This is a genomic window from Salipaludibacillus neizhouensis (assembly GCF_002886185.1).
Lineage (GTDB): Bacteria > Bacillota > Bacilli > Bacillales > Salisediminibacteriaceae > Salipaludibacillus > Salipaludibacillus neizhouensis.
Genome location: NZ_KZ614146.1, coordinates 2046169 through 2062551, shown reverse-complemented (window position 1 = coordinate 2062551; position 16383 = coordinate 2046169). Strand labels below are relative to the sequence as shown.

General features: G+C 34.5%; 15 protein-coding genes. 6 read left to right on the top strand and 9 right to left on the bottom strand.

Annotated elements, in window-relative coordinates:
• Positions 1-77: 77 nt before the first annotated feature.
• The gene (locus CEF18_RS09625; protein WP_110936265.1) at positions 78-1103 is read right to left on the bottom strand and encodes a DUF3231 family protein; all 1026 of its coding nucleotides are present in this window, start codon (positions 1101-1103) and stop codon (positions 78-80) included.
• A 533-nt stretch (positions 1104-1636) separates the two neighbouring features.
• Between CEF18_RS09625 and CEF18_RS25875 the strand changes: the two genes are divergently transcribed.
• Complete coding sequence (locus CEF18_RS25875; RefSeq protein ID WP_183040913.1) at positions 1637-1780, top strand: hypothetical protein; 144 nt, start codon at positions 1637-1639, stop codon at positions 1778-1780.
• 1120 nt (positions 1781-2900) lie between these two features.
• On the top strand, positions 2901-3500 hold the full coding sequence (locus CEF18_RS09615) for an NADPH-dependent FMN reductase (protein WP_110936263.1): 600 nt from the start codon (positions 2901-2903) through the stop codon (positions 3498-3500).
• A 981-nt stretch (positions 3501-4481) separates the two neighbouring features.
• Here the strand turns inward: CEF18_RS09615 and CEF18_RS09610 are convergent.
• From CEF18_RS09610 to CEF18_RS09580, 6 genes are all read right to left on the bottom strand, one after another.
• Positions 4482-5114 carry an acetyltransferase gene (locus tag CEF18_RS09610; protein WP_110936262.1) on the bottom strand — a complete coding sequence of 211 codons (633 nt, stop codon included), beginning with the start codon at positions 5112-5114 and terminating at the stop codon, positions 4482-4484.
• A 12-nt stretch (positions 5115-5126) separates the two neighbouring features.
• Positions 5127-5810 (bottom strand): acylneuraminate cytidylyltransferase family protein, encoded by a 684-nt coding sequence (locus CEF18_RS09605; protein ID WP_110936261.1) that lies wholly within the window; start codon positions 5808-5810, stop codon positions 5127-5129.
• A gap of 309 nt (positions 5811-6119) precedes the next feature.
• The gene (locus tag CEF18_RS09595) at positions 6120-6941 is read right to left on the bottom strand and encodes an SDR family oxidoreductase (RefSeq protein WP_110936259.1); all 822 of its coding nucleotides are present in this window, start codon (positions 6939-6941) and stop codon (positions 6120-6122) included.
• A complete protein-coding gene (locus CEF18_RS09590) occupies positions 6925-7857 on the bottom strand; it encodes a Gfo/Idh/MocA family oxidoreductase (RefSeq protein ID WP_110936258.1) in 933 nt (310 codons plus the stop codon). Before CEF18_RS09590 ends, CEF18_RS09595 begins: the two co-directional genes overlap by 17 nt.
• Positions 7851-8648, bottom strand: a complete 798-nt coding sequence (locus CEF18_RS09585; protein ID WP_110936257.1) for an SDR family oxidoreductase — start codon at positions 8646-8648, stop codon at positions 7851-7853. Before CEF18_RS09585 ends, CEF18_RS09590 begins: the two co-directional genes overlap by 7 nt.
• On the bottom strand, positions 8632-9354 hold the full coding sequence (locus CEF18_RS09580) for an acylneuraminate cytidylyltransferase family protein (RefSeq protein ID WP_110936256.1): 723 nt from the start codon (positions 9352-9354) through the stop codon (positions 8632-8634). The genes CEF18_RS09585 and CEF18_RS09580 overlap by 17 nt, the downstream gene beginning before the upstream one ends.
• Positions 9355-10092: 738 nt before the next feature.
• On the opposite strand from CEF18_RS09580, the gene CEF18_RS09575 reads away from it, so the two are divergent.
• Positions 10093-10371, top strand: coding sequence for a transposase (locus CEF18_RS09575; protein WP_110936255.1), 279 nt, complete (start codon positions 10093-10095; stop codon positions 10369-10371).
• Positions 10355-10645, top strand: a complete 291-nt coding sequence (locus tag CEF18_RS09570; RefSeq protein ID WP_183040915.1) for a transposase — start codon at positions 10355-10357, stop codon at positions 10643-10645. Before CEF18_RS09575 ends, CEF18_RS09570 begins: the two co-directional genes overlap by 17 nt.
• A 296-nt stretch (positions 10646-10941) precedes the next feature.
• On the opposite strand, the gene CEF18_RS09565 is transcribed toward CEF18_RS09570, so the two are convergent.
• Both CEF18_RS09565 and CEF18_RS09560 read right to left on the bottom strand, forming a co-directional pair.
• On the bottom strand, positions 10942-12498 hold the full coding sequence (locus tag CEF18_RS09565) for a surface carbohydrate biosynthesis protein (RefSeq protein WP_110936253.1): 1557 nt from the start codon (positions 12496-12498) through the stop codon (positions 10942-10944).
• A gap of 489 nt (positions 12499-12987) precedes the next feature.
• Positions 12988-14007, bottom strand: coding sequence for a polysaccharide biosynthesis protein (locus CEF18_RS09560; RefSeq protein WP_110936252.1), 1020 nt, complete (start codon positions 14005-14007; stop codon positions 12988-12990).
• A gap of 185 nt (positions 14008-14192) precedes the next feature.
• Here CEF18_RS09560 and CEF18_RS09555 point away from each other — a divergent pair, with 185 nt between their 5' ends.
• On the top strand, positions 14193-15296 hold the full coding sequence (locus CEF18_RS09555) for a DegT/DnrJ/EryC1/StrS family aminotransferase (RefSeq protein ID WP_110936251.1): 1104 nt from the start codon (positions 14193-14195) through the stop codon (positions 15294-15296).
• Between the two features lie 34 nt (positions 15297-15330).
• Entirely contained in the window at positions 15331-16368 is a 1038-nt protein-coding gene (gene neuB / locus CEF18_RS09550) for an N-acetylneuraminate synthase (RefSeq protein WP_110936250.1), read from the top strand.
• Positions 16369-16383: the final 15 nt, after the last annotated feature.

The window sequence follows — 16383 nt, the reverse complement described above, 5'->3', positions numbered from 1 at the left end:
CTTCCAATATTAAGTGTCATTCCGGGGTTGTTTGTCGGATTTCTATTACAAAAATTATAAGAAAAAAGGCTAACCATTTAGTGATTAGCTTTTTCTTTATTTCTTGTGAGCTTTTCTCGATTTTTAATTCCCGGTGGTTGTTCCAGCCAATTGTGTTTAATCATGATATCGGCTCCACTTTTAGCAAGTCGGGCAATTTCTAACGATAATCGTTCATAATTGACCATTAAATCGCTTCGTTGACTGGTAGCAGCAGCCGTGGCATAGTTTCCAATTCCTGCAGCAACGATTAGAGACATATGAAACATCATTAATTTATCTGAAAATGTTTGGGTTGTTGAATCAGCTACAGATGTATCAGGTACCTGCGGAGCTTCAATATCATCTTTTAGCAGTGTATCGACAAAAATTTTAATATGCTTTTGCGAGATATCTTTTCCTCGCAACATAAAATCTTGTATATCTTTGGACGGCGAAGTTTGAGCAAATGCAAGGCACAATTTCATGCCAGTTGAGTTTGTAAGTATATTCATATACAAATAAGAAATTTCAATGGCGTTTAATGGGCGTTTGTCATTAAATGGATTTAGCCCGCTAAAATATTTTTTACTGTCCACGTAATCCGTTTCTTTCGGAACTTCAATATAAGGATGTCTTGCATTTACTCCTTTTGAAAGGGCAATTTCGGTCGTTTTGTTATAAAGCGTAGCTGTTTCGTTTATTGCTTGTGTAAAGTAACCTCGTACCTCTCCTTTATAACTCATAGAAACAAACCCACTGTAGGTTAACAAACCCACTTTCGACATGTGGTTCACATAGGTTAAACAAAATGTATCCGTAAAAAGCCATGGTGCGTTCATGTTTACGTCTTCTTCGGTAAACCCGTATGGAATAGCGTAATTTTCATTTTGAAATATAGCAAGTAACTGTTCCAGATGATTGGATGAAATATCATAGGCATACTGAACAACCGGTTTTATATCCGTGTCTTCTATATGCTTCAGCATAAAACCTAATACACGTTTCGACATACTATCATTCATATACCCAGTCCAAAGCGAAGCAATTTCAGCAGATGTTAGATATATTTTCTTTTCATTCATTACATACCTCCTCTATAATATAAAGTTGGGTTTATTATGTGCGAAAAACTGTATTTTATGAAAAGGATTAGATAGCCATTAAACTATATTGGTTCTTTTTGGTATTGTGAATGATTACACTTAAAGTAACGGGTTAGCTTTAGTGTAAGATGCTAGCTGCCCTTTAGTACCTAATTCCTCGCTAAAAATACGGAGGGATTAGGATTTTTTATCTTTCAAAATCCTTAACGTTTTAAATACGCGTACTGATGTCACCCATTGATAAATGCATTGGCGATAGCTGGTAAAAAATATGACAGAAGCGGTACATTCTTATGGTCGTTATCACTCAAATTGTTAAGTGTAGTGTACTATAAAAAAAGTTATTACTATTACCTTAAAATACTTATATCATCTAAATAGAAAACTCTTTGAATAAAAAGGTTAAATTTGTAATATTTCAGTCGATATTAATAGAAGAACACATTTTAAAGTTTTCAAATTGATTGGGAGTAGCTGAGGATTAATAATTAAATAGAGAGGAAGTAAATAAAATGATGATAAATGATTCTAATAGAAGTGCATTTTCTGCATTTACAAGGTTAACACTCGAGGCAAGGCATCAAGCTAAGATGGGTGGGCAAGATGTTTCTCATATTAAATCATCAGGAGGGTTTAAGGACTTTTCGACCAACTAAAGAGCGGTGAAGTTAAAGATCCTAATCTATCAAGAGGAGTAGATGGCTGGCAGACATCTCATAGTGATCTTCAAATAAGAATGGGTAATAATCAATCATTTAAAGCAGAAACTTTCAGTTACGTTGAGAAAGCATATGATTTAGGGTTGATCGACAGAAAAGGATTTTTATTTAATGCTTAAATTATGAACATAAGCTAGAAGTTTTAAACTTCTAGCTTTTATAACGTTTAATCTTCCTAGGTTTAAATTTCCTTGAAGTTATATTTATTAAACCTTGATAAATTATACGTATACAACGGTGAATTTAAGCTTAATTAAAGGTTTACATGTTTCGTACACAAGTTCACCAGAACATGAGTAATTTTTAATGGGATTAACCTCAGAGTGCTGTATAGGTTCTGGGGTTTTAGTTCGAGAAGAAGTCTACTGCAGATGGTGATAAAGCCCCTGAAGTTTCCCGATAGAATGACTGAAACTAAAGGGCAAGACTGAGATGTTTCTGCTTCTTTACATTTTCATTTGATTTTATTATCGTTTTCTGATCGACCATTTCTAAGATTACTCCGATTATTTTTATTTAATTCTGGGGGTCCATCTTCATTCCCAAATTCCTTATTTACATTATCAATATTTAATTCTTCATTGGTTTCATTATTTCGCAGATATTGCCTGTTTTCAAATTTTTCTATTTGAAACACCTCCCTTTTACATATCTATAGTATGTCGGGTAAATAAAGTAGTATTCTATGTGGACAAGAAGATCCCTCGTGATCTTCATCTTAATACGTCGCATAAAACAGCTACGCGTTTTTCTCTCTAGAGTTGAAGTGTTTCACTTCTATTCACAAACTGCGAAGTGAGTTCTTAGTCTAAAAACACTATTAACGTACTTTTTTAATATTACTTACAAAAATAAAGTCAAATGTCTTGAAATCGTAATATATTATGTAGTACTATATAAATTAGAGATAAGCGGAATTGATTTTTCGTTTTTGTTCGCTTGAAAATTAAATTCAAGGTTAACAATTAAAGTCTCTAAGTATAAGAAGGTAAGGACAATGAAGAGGAACTATTCTCATTGGGGAAGGTACTTATTTTAAACAGAGTTGGTGTCTAGCATGCGTTTTTTAGAAAAAATATTAGGTAAAAGAGATTCTAAGGAGGAAATAACAATGGAAAAATTAAACATCGGAATTATATTAGGTAGTACACGTCAAGGACGAGTTAGTCCACAGGTTGGCGCATGGGTGAAAGATATTGCGGACAAACGTGGAGATGCAAATTATGAGATCGTGGATATTGCAGATTTCAATTTACCATTCGTATTTACAACAGATGGAGAAGAGCCAGGTATTAAAGCTTGGCACGACAAACTCTCAAGCCTAGATGGTTTTGTCTTTATTGTTCAGGAATATAATCACAGTATTTCGGGAGCATTGAAAAATGCCATTGATACTGCAGGTGAACAGTGGAACAATAAAGCAGCTGGTTTTGTGAGCTATGGTTCTACAGGTGGTGCTCGTGCAGTTGAGCATCTGCGTGGAATTTTAGGAGAAGTACAAGTGGCTGACGTTCGTGTTCATCCAACATTATCATTGTTTACAGATTTTGAAAATGGTACTGTTTTCAAACCAGCTGAACTACATCTGGAAAATGTAAATGGTATGTTAGATCAAGTGAACAAGTGGTCTACTGCACTAAAAACAGTTCGTGGTTAATTGAAAAGGTTGATTGAAGGATTGTAGAATTTCTACAATCCTTTTTTATGACGTGGCGGCTTGTCTTACAACTTGGTGGTGAAAATCCTGTGCAGGATAAAATAGACCTTGCGAAAAAATGGTAAAATGGGAGAGACAAACAACCAAAAATACCAATTTGTGAGGTGCATTTTCATGCATTTACAGTCTTCATTACCACTACTATGACACACTCGAAGAACGATGGGTTTTTTTAATGGGGTTATCGAAGTTAGTGTTAGAGATAACTTCTTTGAACAGTTGCACAATATAAAAAACTAAGATAAAGAGAATGACTAAACGCTATTCGGAAGGTGGGAGGAAATGGAGGGCCATAAAGAGTTGAAGTCTAGCATTCAAGCACAGTTCGGGAAAATGAATAGGTTACACTTGATTAGACAAATCAGTTAAGGACATATAAACTTGGTTCAAATAAAAGCTCAGGAGAACCCAAAATGACCAAACGAACTGACACCATCAACCTTTGATAAGTGGGTTCGACAGCACCAGGATATAAATTATTTGATCTTTTAAAGAAATCAGACTACTGCATGACTATATCCTCCACTACTGCTGTAGAAGCTGCTATGTTTAAAAAGGGAATTATTGTTTTACAACCAAAAATACCGTATGAATTTATCATTAATTATAATGGTTAGCATCGATATTTAATAAAAGGGTCTGTAGGTTGTGCTGCTTATAATGAGGGGATTTAAGTTCAATAGTGAAAAAGTTAACTGAAAATAAACAGTATAAAAATAACTTAATGAAACTAGGTCAGGTTTTTTAAAAAGAAATATTAAAACAAGGAGGATCAGCATCCTATCGCATTCGTAAGCTCATCGAATTTTTAATTAAGGATAAATAAACGTGTTACTGCGATAAGATGAAGACGAACAAACGTTGTAATATAATTGTTTTCTTTAAGAAGAATGTTCAAATGTAACCTTATTGAACATCCCCTTAAAGGGGTTTATTAGTTCTAATAACTTTTGCCGGAACACCAACGCAAACACTATTATCTGGGATATTAGAAATTACCACAGCTCCAGCTCCTATTCTACAATTTTTTCCTATTTTAATATTTGGGATGATTGTTACTCCAGCTCCAATGTCCGTTAATTTTCCAATATAAACGTTTCCAGTTAGTATACTGCCAGGACCAACATTAACATAATCGTCAATTTTACAGTCGTGATCAACACTTGCAGAAGTGTTAATTACGCAACCTTTTCCAATTGTTGTTTGTGGGTTCACTACGGCCCCTGCCATGATAGAAGTTCCATTACCTATTTTTGAAGACTCTGAAATAATACTTTTATGGTGGATTGCTGAAGTCATGAAAAAATTTTTGTTAAGCAGGAATGTTATTTTTTCTTTACGAATATTTTGATCTCCAATAGCTATGTGCCACGTATCAATCTTTGAATCTATAAGGTGATGATTTTCAATTGAATCAGTATATAAAGGAAACCCTTCAAAGGTTTGTACAGATGGATTTGAACTGAAAAATGTTATCTGCTCAAAAGGAAGAGACTTTAAAAATATATCCAAAATAACTTTTGCATGGCCACCAGACCCTATGATCCCAATCATGCAGTTCCTCCTTTAATCGTTCTGTTCCTTTTTCATTAAAAACGAAACAAGTTGAAAATCGAACGCAGTATCTATATCAACGCTTTTGTCTAATGGCATGATATAAGGAATCGAATGGCTACTGGAAAATGACTTATTTTCAATAATGGTTTGGACTCTGACTACATAGATTGCACCATTTAATCGATAGATTTGATCAGTTTTGTTGAATGAATTATTAGCAAGATATGGCGTCATACACCCGCTGGTATTCACCTTCATCAGTGTATTCAAAGCATATTCGAGAGGGGAAACGCTGAGTACGGTATCTGCTTTCTCTTTCAATAGGAGTTCAATTGCTTCATCAATGTGGTCGGATGAACGTAAAGGGGAAGTGGGTTGAAGTAAAATGATTATATCTGGTACATAGAGTTCGCTTTGCTTTAATTCTTTCAACAGATGCAGGCAAGTATCAATAACGTTAGAGTTGTCTTCGGCTAGTTCTGATGGTCTTAAGAAAGGTATATCAGCACCTGCGTTTCTAGAAATGTGTGCAATCTCTTTATTTTCAGTTGAAACAACCACTCGGTTAATGTGTGTCGAATTATTTGCTGTAAGGATGGAATACTCAATTAATGGTTTTCCATTAAGAGAAGAAACATTTTTATTAGGCAATCTTTTTGATCCGCCTCTTGCCGGAATTATACCCAAAATCATTTATTAATTCCTCCTCTTTATTAGTTCATGAAAAAAATGAAATAAATGAGTGCATTTTTTTCATTTTTATAATTAGGTTTATATTTCTATGATGGGTATCGACATAACCTTTTATATAGTTATGAAAGTTTTTCACCATTGTTAATGGTAACTCTATACTTGAATACTTAAGTGATTTGAATGAATCAAAAAATTCCTTTGTTAGGCTATACCTTAGTACTAAATTGTTGTTAAAAATGTTATTACCATACATACTAAACAAACCTCCTCATTATCAGTATTAAATTTAAGAAGTTATTTTGTTAAGATTCACCAAATGCTTAATCCTCCATCAACGATCATATTTTGTCCCGTAACATAAGAAGAAGCATCAGAAGCAAGGTAGATGAGTGCACCTACTAATTCATCTGGGTTTCCCATACGAGCCATGGGAGTTCTGTATGAGTAATTCTGTTTGAATTTTTCATTTTGGCCGCTCTCCATCCCTCCGGGTGTTAGCATATTCACCCTTATCCCCTGCTCAGCCCAGTAAGTAGCAAGATATTTTGTCAATCCCCAGACAGCAGCTTTAGAAGCAGCGTAAACGGCAGGCGTATTAATTGTTGTCCCTAAGTAATGAGACTTTTCATAAATGCGATGATCCGGGGCAATGATTCCGTATATGGAAGAAGTTTGGATAATAGTACCTTTTTTTTGTTTAACCATTTCTTTTCCTACTTGTTGTGCCGCTAGAAACATTCCATCAATATTAACAGCCATCACGTCTCTCCATTGTGCCAAATCATAGTCTTCAAATGCTGTAAAGTAAGCTTTCAGATCTGAGGTTTTCGTTGCAGCATTGTTGTGCAGAATATCAATTTTTTTATATTTCTCTATTATTCTTTTCACCATATTCTTAACCTGCTGAGGAGATGAAACATCACATCCGATTCCGAAGCATTTTACTTTGTATTGATCAGACAATTGTTTAGCAAATTGTTTACAGAGTTCTTCATCTACATCTACGATGACGACGTTGGCACCAAACTCTGCCAGGCCGGAAGAAAATTGTCTCCCTAAAATACCAAGAGCTCCAGTAACAACTGCGACTTTTTCGTGTAACTGAAATAGTTCTTTAAATGATGACTTCATCAATGAATACCTCTCTGTTTTCTAATTTTGAACGTTGTCCAGCTATTAATACTTTCATTAACATTAATGTAGAGTCCGGGGCAATGGCGGGAGTTTTGGTTTTAACAGATTGAAAGAAATACCAAAGTGTTCTCCTAAACATAGAAAAGTTATCACCTACTGTGACCTGTGAGTATGCTTTGGACCCACAAAAATCAATAAAGAAAGGCAGAAAGTTATGTGTTTGTTCTTTTGCCGTATTTACTTGAAACAAGGTATTATCCTTCAAAGAAATTACCATTGAATCATACTTAGTTGTTAAAGACTTCACAGAATGGGGTTCCGTTGAAAGAAAGGGTATGATAGCTTCAAGGAAATGTATACCGTATTTTTCCCAAGATAAAGGCCCTATCGCGCGAATTAGATACAAATTTCCATAAAGGGAAGGATCCCTATGAAAGCGATCTAATTCTTTAGCAAATCGCATAGCCGAACAAGACATAAGTTTGCCAGTTTTAAGGTAAGGTTTAAAATAAGTCAGTTCTTTCTCCTTTAATGATAGTGGTTTATCAATAAAAGTAGGAATATCCTGCTCTAAAAAAAGAGAAGCCAGACCTTTGTGACTCTGGTAATCATCACGAGCGATAATGACGGCATCTACTTCCTCAAGCATGTTTGTTATTTTCGATAGTGGATTAGGGATTTTGCATGCATAGCACAGTTCTTTTGTAAATGCGGTGTCCTGTGTCCAAGCATGTGTAATATTTATACCTTCAAACCCAAACTCAGATTGATCTCTTAAATCAAGGTATTTTTGGATCACCCTCCATCCTGCGTTTGAAATTGCATTAGGTCTATACCCATTAATAATAGCGGAAAATGAAAAAGGATGTCCGTTACTTTCATTGAACCCCACGATACCAACCTTCATTACCATATAGACCACCCACCATCAACGCAGATATTTTGTCCAGTCATATAACTCGATGCATCTGTGCACAATAGAGCCACCGCTCCTTTAATTTCATGTGGTTTGCCAATTCGATTCAAAGGATTTTTAGATGATATTTTTTTAATGAATTCCTGATTATGCTGTGTTACTTCGTGAGGGAAGGGGCCGGGACTAAGACAATTTACACGGATATGATCAGGAGCTAAAAAGCTGGCTAAATACTTTGTGAATTGAATGACTCCTGCTTTTGCTACCCCGTAACTCGGAGGGTTGGTAAATTCTGTCCCCTCATAAATGCGGTAATCCGGGGCTACATGTCCGTACATAGAAGTAATATTTAAAATAACCCCTTTATTTTTTTTTAATCCTGGTAAAGCACGCTTAATACAGTAAAAGACCGAATTTAAACTCATATTAATATCGTATTCCCAATCTTCATCAGTAATAGATTCAAATGAATTTTTATTCCCAGACCAAGCATTATTTACTAAAATATCGAGACCACCAAATTGTAAATCTATCTGTTTGAAACAATGCAATATTGATTTTTTTTTCATTAAATCTAATTCAAGAAAGTGAATGTCGCAATCATTTCCAAGCTGCTTATTTATCTCGTTACATTTATCTTTACATTTTTTAATATCTCTACTTGCAATTATCACTCTTGCTCCTAGTTCTGCTAACGTTATACTAATTTCACTCCCTAAATACCCAGCTCCCCCAGTAACGAGAGCGGTTTTCCCTTTCAAAGAGAATAAATCACTTAGAGCATTCACTGTCTAACCTCCTTTTAAGAAGTAATTCACCAAGTAAAAAGTCAACTTCATCGTCTATATCAATTGACCGGTTTTTTGGCATTAGGATAGCTCCAGAAGGTTCGGGGAGAAGATGTTGCGCATGGTGAAGAATGTCATGAATAGAAAAAGTGTACACAGCTCCGTTCAATTGAAAAGCTCTTGGTTGGACTTGCCTAGGTAGCCAAGGGTTGGCTCCGGGAATAAATACTTTCGGGATATCATCTTCTATTTTCCATGCTCGGTGCGGGTTTAACTCTGCTTCAGTATAAGTGGCAACAGATTTAAAGGAGTTACTTGAATCACGTAAAAGCTTTAGACTTTGTTCTATATCAGATTGAATCCGGAGGGGGCTCGTTGGTTCAAGATAAACCATGTACGACGCGCTATCACCTTCTTTCCTCAATCTAGTTATCACACTTTTTATCACATCAATTGGCATAGAATCATCTAAAGCTAAATGTTTTTCACGCAAAAACACTTCTGCATTATAATGCTTGGCGATTTCTGCAATTTTCAAATCATCAGTAGAAACGATTACTCTGTCAATGCCTTTTGTACTTAATGCAACTTCAATTGTCCAGGCAATTAAAGGTTTCCCTAAAAACATTTTGATGTTTTTATAGGGAATAGTTTTACTGCCGCCTCTGGCAGGAATCAATGCAACTGTCCTGTCGTTATCGCTCATACTTTACACCTCCTTAATTCGCTCGGCTTGATCAAAAATCGTGAAAATAGCAGAACATCTTTTGTTAAATTTCTAAGTCTTTTTAGCTTTGAAGCATAACCTTCAACTACTGTCACTCCCTTAAGAGTAGCCACATGGAATATGAAAAAGCGAAATAAAAAAAAGTATGGTAGTTCGAGTATTTTTGCTTCATCAAATATTATAAATATTGTTACTAACATCTTTATTAAAGATAACAATTTGTTGTGAATAAAAAAACTTTTACCAACGGACTAAAACCTTTCATATTCTCAAACTAATGAGGTCATTATTTGTTAGGACCTGTTCTGTAATTTTAGTTAAAAAAGAGTAAATTATGTCATATAATTAAATTGAACATATGATCTATTAAGGACTTTCTTGGATACAACAGCAAGAATTCAACTTTTTTATTGCTTTTTCTTTTGTTTGGATTAAAACCCAAATAACTTTTCTATGTGGTGAAGAAGCAAGGCATTGTCAAACAAATTCTAAAAGGTCACTTTGATGGATTTTAGAAGCGCTATAATCGCTTATTTCCAAAAGAATTACAAAAGGATATTGAAGAAACGGTTGAAAAAGCAATGCATTGCGGTGCAAAAGACATTGGATATGCAAAATATGAGTGTCTAGGGGGGGGAAGAGAATCCAGGCCTGTTTTCGTATGTTTTACTTGTAGCGTCGCTTTTGTCATCGTTGTGAGAAGAAATCTACGGACGAATGGGCAGAAAACAAGTGGAATGCATATTAGATGTTCCTCATCGACATATGATTTTTACTGTTCCTAAAGAACTTTGTCAGGTATTTTTCAAAGACAGGAAAAAGTTAAATGAACTAGCTCAAGAAGTAGCACAAGTATTTGATTATTGGTACAAGAAGAAAAATAAGAAAAGACAGTTAGAAGTTGGTGTTATAACAGTTGTTCATACGTTTGGAAGAGACCTGAAATTTAACCCTCATGCATTGGTTACTGAAGGCGCTATTGATAAACAGAAATAGGGCTCCAGTTGACTATATTCCTTACAATTATTTAAGCAACTCTTGGCAAAAGTTATTGATGGATTTAATGATGAAATGGTACCCAAATCGGGACGATGTAAAAGAGTTAATAGATCAGTTATACATACGATATCCTCATGGCTTTTATGTGAATGCAAAAAAGAAAATGAAAAATGCGAAAGGAGCAGCTAAATATATTGGGAGATATTTGGCTAGACCAGCTATTGCCGAATATCGAATTGAAAAGAATGACTATAACTCTGTCTACTTTTAGTACGAAGATCATCAGACAGGGAAACCGGATCGATAAAAAAAGTGTCGGTTTATTTATGAACCCATTCAAAAAAATTTTGAATGGTAGGACGATTTGGTCCCTACAGTCGTCGAAAAAATACGCAGTCCTTCAAAAGAAGATAGGTTTTCATCTCTGATATCACTTGTTAGGTTCTATGAGATAAAGGTTTCGTTTGAGTCGACGAACAGTTAATTTATTATCAACGCTTTCGATCCTATCTAATAATATTAAAAAAGGATTTAATTTTCGTTTTTTGTAACCACTTATTTTCGACGTTATCCACGTTTTTTCTTGATTGCTTTTGTTTGTAATGGCGCACTTTTTCGGCGTTTTTTCTTGATTGCTTTTGTTCGTAATGGAGCACTTTTTCGGCGTTTTTTCTTGATTGCCTTTGTTCGTAATGGAGCACTTTTTCGGCGTTTTTTCTTGATTGCTTTTGATCGTAATGGAGCACTTTTTCGGCGTTTTTTCTTGATTGCTTTTGATCGTAATGGAGCACTTTTTCGGCGTTTTTTCTTGATTGCTTTTGTTCGTAATGGCGCACTACTTTTTATCTTAATCTCGTTAGGTTCTATGAGATAAAGAAGGTTTGGTTTGAGTCGACGAACAGTTAATTTATTATCAACGCTTTCGATCCTATCTAATTTATTAAAAAAGGATTTAATTTTCGCTTCTGTAACCACTAATTTTGAGCGTTTTACACGTTTTTCCTTGATTGCCTTTGTTCGTAATGCCGAACTTCTATTTATCTTAATTTTGTTTAGCTCACGAATAATTTTTTCATAAGCATAACTTCCATCCATAGCTCCATAATGGTTAGATAGTATTTTTTTTCCTTTCTCAGTGTATTTAAGGTCATCAATAATATTATTGATCTTTCCTGTAGAGATATATGAATCAATAAAAGTAGTTACCTCAACTAAATTAGTAGCTTTATAGCTAACTGCATTTGCTAAATATACATTAAGTTTCGGTTTAATCGGCATGTATGAAATAACAGGTTTGTTCAGTAAAAATGCTTCGACACCTGTAGTGCAATTATTGTGAATCATTAATTTAGAAGCTAAAATCCATTTCGCTACAGTTCCTGCATGTTCAATAAACACATTGTTATAGTCCATAAATTCTCTTTGATATTCAACCTTACTTTCACTTGGATGAGGACGGATAACAATGTTAAAGTTTGGGTAGCTTTTACTTAATCCCTTAACCATTTTAATAAAATGATGATATAGAGTCTTTGAGTCGTCATATAAATCTTTATTTCTACGTTTCATAATTCCTTTTATTCTGCTTATATGATTGTAGAAACCGAATCTCGTATTGACTAAAATAAAATCTCCATATTTCTTTTTTATTTGTTCAACATCATGATTGTGTACGCTGCGGTACTTTTCCCTTAATAAATCAAAACGAGGATGACCTGTTATGGAAAATCTATTTTTAAAATGGGGATAAGTATTTACAAGAGTTTTCTTTTGAACATCTCCCCAACAATATATTTGGTTGAGTATTTTAAGATTTTCATTACTCGTTCTATCACGGAATAAATTCAGAAATAATCCCTCTTCGTCCAATTCAACAATAGAGTGACCTTGCTTTTTTATATTAAATAAGTGGCTAGTCTTATACTTATTTATGTTTGGATATCCCTTTGATAAAAAAATACCTGGTGGAAAAAATCGCGCAAAATCATATATATTTCGTTGTTCACCAATAATTACACGGTAATTATTTTTTACTGCGAAATATGCTAAAAGAAGTTTTCCATCTATTTCCCTTGTAGGCAATTCTATTGGTATATAAATCCATTTTGTTTGTTTTTTCAACATAATAAACCTAAACCATCCTTTCTTGTCAATGATAAATGGTTCTCTTTCTCTAATTTTAAATTAAACTAATATTGATACTATTATATTCTTTGTATAGAAGCATGAAACGGACAAGAACCCAACAATTAAGCTTATTTTCTAGACAATATTCGAACAACTCTGTCAACGAACAACCAGCAATATTAGATTCATTATTACTGGAACCCCGATATTTTATTACCAAGGAGAAAGACCCCCATCTACGACAATGTTTTACCCAGTAACATAATTGGAAGCATCTCCAGGCTACTTCAGTTACTCACGAAACCTTTTTGGCTCTAAAAAGGATGAATGTAAAATTTTATGCAACACTAGTGGTGTTTCATATATTTTTGGAAATCTCTTAATAATGGTAGTGCAATAGGAACACGTGCATATTTTATATGGTGAAAAAGGGAAAAGAATTCTAGAGTGCACGACCATATAACTTCATTTTTTTCTCCGTTGCAATCACCTTGATTTACTTTCATATCCATCTAATAATTTTATAATCTCCCTTTGATCAATTGGTTCTATTTGATCAGATCGAAAAATAGGCATTGATGTTTTGGTAAAGTGATAAAAAGAGGAAACATCCTCTGGGAGCACTACATATAATTCTTTGTCTTCTACCACACGTTCCTTTTCATGAACCCATATTAGTTCTTCACAGAGTTTCTCACCGCTTCTTTTACCTATTGATTTTATTGGAGGTGTGTTGATTCCTTTCTTTTTATAATATTCTTTAATGGTTTTAGCTAGTTTTAATATTTCCAGAGATTGCATTTTAAAAATGAACGTTTCTCCTCCTTTTGAATAAAACGCCGATTTTAGGGTTAGTTTTGCTGCATCGGAAATACTCATGATGAATCGTGTCATCTTAGGGTCAGTGACTGTTATTGCTTTTCCAGACTTAGCTTGATCAATAAATAGAGGAATAACAGATCCCCTAGAGTTAATCACATTTCCAAAGCGTACGGAACAAAAAATTGTTTCATTATTGTTTAATGACAAGTTTGCATTATAGAAAATCTTTTCTGATAAAAGCTTTGTAACTCCTAAGGTGTTAGTAGGATTAACCGCTTTATCTGTACTAACGTTTATTACTTTTTTGACTTTATTAAAGATACTAGCCTTGACTACATTCTCGCTTCCTATAACATTAGTTTTTACTGCTTCAAAGGGGTGTTCTTCACAAATGGGCACTTGTTTTAAGGCAGCTGCATGAAAAACAATATCTATCCCTCTTGTCGCATATTCTACACAGTCATAATCACGGATATCACCTAATAGAAAGCTAACATTTGGACAGTTGACATAATTTTGTTTCATTAAATATTGTTTACTGTCATCTTTGTTTAAAATAATAATTTTTCTTGGTTCACATTTTAATAAAGTCGAAACGATCCGTTGGCCGATGGACCCCGTTCCACCGGTAACTAGTATCATTTTCCCTTTAAAGTAATTGTTGATTAATGATTGGTCATCCATAAAAAACACCTCTCTTTTAGTTACTTACTTATAGCAGGGTATGATTGGAAAATTGCTGATGCACAAGCTAAAAAACTACTTTTAGAAAATATATATTAAAATGGGTGTATGTTGAGAGGTCTATGTACGCTTTAAGCTTAATAAGATGAGTAAGGAATGATGATTGGTGAAGGAGGAGGTTAAGAATGATTATTCCACTTTCGAAGCCCGACATTTCTGAACTAGAAAAAAATTATGTGAAAGAGGTTTTAGAATCGGGTCAATTAAGTATGGGAACGAAAACGCAAGGATTTGAAAACATGTTTAAAACCAAATTTAATGCCCGCTATGCTGTTGCCATGAATAGTGGAACAAGCGCCTTACATGTGGCTGTAAAAACACTTGGATTAAACGCTGGAGACGAAGTCATAACTTCCCCTTATAGTTTTATTGCTTCCGGCAATTGCTTAGTTTATGAAGGGGTAGTACCTGTTTTTGTCGATATTGACTCAAGCACACTAAATATGGATGTATCAAAAATAGAACAAGCTATTACTTCTAAAACAAAGGCAATATTAGCGGTGCATATATTTGGGCAACCTTGCAAAATGGATGACATTATGAGGTTAGCGAACGAATATAATCTGTTAGTGATAGAAGATGCTTGTGAAGCAATTGGGGCGGAATGGGAAGGAACACCAGTTGGACTTTTAGGAGATGCTGGTGTATTTGCATTTTATCCAAATAAGCAAATTACTACTGGAGAGGGCGGAATCTTGGTTACTAACGGAGAGGATATCTTTAAAATGGCTTCCGCTTTAAGAAACCAAGGCAGAAGTGTAAACAGCCAATGGTTAGAACATGATTATATTGGTTACAATTACCGCATGTCGGAACTGCAAGCTGCTGTAGGATTAGCACAAATGGAACGTCTGACGGAAATTCTTGAGAAACGAGAAAAAGCAGCTTTACGTTATATCGAATTAATTAATAAATATTTTCTTCCTGTAACTTTGCCAACTTTACTAAACAAATGTAAGATAAGTTGGTTTGTTTTTATAGTGATTCTCCCTAAGGATACAAACAGAGATTTAGTGATAGCCGTCCTGGAAAAGAGTGGTGTTCAAGCTAAACCTTATTTTCCTTCTATCCATTTGCAGAATAGTTTTAGATTTCTGTACGGATTTCAAGCAGGGGACTTTCCTGTTAGCGAAGAAATGTCCAATCGTACCTTAGCTATCCCATTTTACTCCACTATTACGTTCGATGAACAACTATACGTCATTAAGGCATTAAAAAAAGCATTGTAGTGTGATGATTAATTTGTTGGAAAGGATTGAGAAAATGCCTTTCAAGATTGGTAATATTGCAGTAACCGATAAAGGAAGCGTGTATATCATTGCAGAAATAGGAGTAAATCATAACGGGTCTGTAAACATGGCAAAACAACTTATAAACGCAGCCAAAAAGGCAGGTGCAGATGCTGTAAAGTTTCAGACTTATCAAACTGATCAATTAGTAACTCCAAAAAGTAAATTAGCAATATACCAAAAAAGTACGAATTATACTTCACAGTTTGACATGCTAAAAAAATATCAATTAAATAGACAAGAGTTTGAAGAGGTGAAAAAGTTTTGTGATGATCTTGGTATCACTTTTATTTCAACTCCTTTTGATAAGAAAAGTGCGGAGCTGTTGGAAGAAATGAATGTAGTTGCATATAAGATTGGAAGTGGTGATTTAACACATTACTCTTTGCTTCAACAGCTTGCAACTTATAATAAGCCAATCATACTTTCAACTGGGATGGCAACCTTGCAGGATATCCAAGACGCGGTACAAATTTTCCCGAAACATACTCAACTGGCGCTGTTACATTGTACGTCAGCATACCCCGCTCCTTACAATGAAGTTCACTTAAGAGTAATCGAAACCTTTAAAGAGCACTTTGATTGTATAGTTGGTTATTCAGATCACACTTTAGGGATAGAAATACCTTATGCAGCAACAAGTTTAGGATATAAAATAATTGAAAAGCACCTTACTTTGGATAATACCATGGAAGGACCAGACCACAAATCCTCTTTGAACACGGAAGATTTCAAAATAATGGTTAAAGGTATAAGACAGATAGAGGCAGCATTGGGCAGTACAGTAAAGCATGTTACACCCTCTGAATTAGATACTAAAAAAACGGTAAGAAGAGGTATCTATCTTGGTAAGGAAGTCACTAAAGGTCACAGATTATCTGAAGAAGATTTGTCGTACCTAAGACCTGCCACACATATTGAGGCGAAGCAATTTAAAAATATAATAGGTAAAAAAATTAAATGTGATAAACCAATCGGATCACCTTTATTATGGGAGGACTTAGAAACATGAAATAAAGGAAGGTGC

Excerpts from the sequence above, each read along its gene's own strand:
- CEF18_RS09625 (WP_110936265.1), bottom strand. The coding sequence starts at position 1,103 with ATGAATGAAAAGAAAATATATCTAACATCTGCTGAAATTGCTTCGCTT.
- CEF18_RS25875 (WP_183040913.1), top strand. The coding sequence starts at position 1,637 with ATGATGATAAATGATTCTAATAGAAGTGCATTTTCTGCATTTACAAGG.
- CEF18_RS09615 (WP_110936263.1), top strand. The coding sequence starts at position 2,901 with ATGCGTTTTTTAGAAAAAATATTAGGTAAAAGAGATTCTAAGGAGGAA.
- CEF18_RS09610 (WP_110936262.1), bottom strand. The coding sequence starts at position 5,114 with ATGATTGGGATCATAGGGTCTGGTGGCCATGCAAAAGTTATTTTGGAT.
- CEF18_RS09605 (WP_110936261.1), bottom strand. The coding sequence starts at position 5,810 with ATGATTTTGGGTATAATTCCGGCAAGAGGCGGATCAAAAAGATTGCCT.
- CEF18_RS09595 (WP_110936259.1), bottom strand. The coding sequence starts at position 6,941 with ATGAAGTCATCATTTAAAGAACTATTTCAGTTACACGAAAAAGTCGCA.
- CEF18_RS09590 (WP_110936258.1), bottom strand. The coding sequence starts at position 7,857 with ATGGTAATGAAGGTTGGTATCGTGGGGTTCAATGAAAGTAACGGACAT.
- CEF18_RS09580 (WP_110936256.1), bottom strand. The coding sequence starts at position 9,354 with ATGAGCGATAACGACAGGACAGTTGCATTGATTCCTGCCAGAGGCGGC.
- CEF18_RS09575 (WP_110936255.1), top strand. The coding sequence starts at position 10,093 with ATGGGCAGAAAACAAGTGGAATGCATATTAGATGTTCCTCATCGACAT.
- CEF18_RS09565 (WP_110936253.1), bottom strand. The coding sequence starts at position 12,498 with ATGTTGAAAAAACAAACAAAATGGATTTATATACCAATAGAATTGCCT.
- CEF18_RS09560 (WP_110936252.1), bottom strand. The coding sequence starts at position 14,007 with ATGGATGACCAATCATTAATCAACAATTACTTTAAAGGGAAAATGATA.
- CEF18_RS09555 (WP_110936251.1), top strand. The coding sequence starts at position 14,193 with ATGATTATTCCACTTTCGAAGCCCGACATTTCTGAACTAGAAAAAAAT.
- neuB (WP_110936250.1), top strand. The coding sequence starts at position 15,331 with ATGCCTTTCAAGATTGGTAATATTGCAGTAACCGATAAAGGAAGCGTG.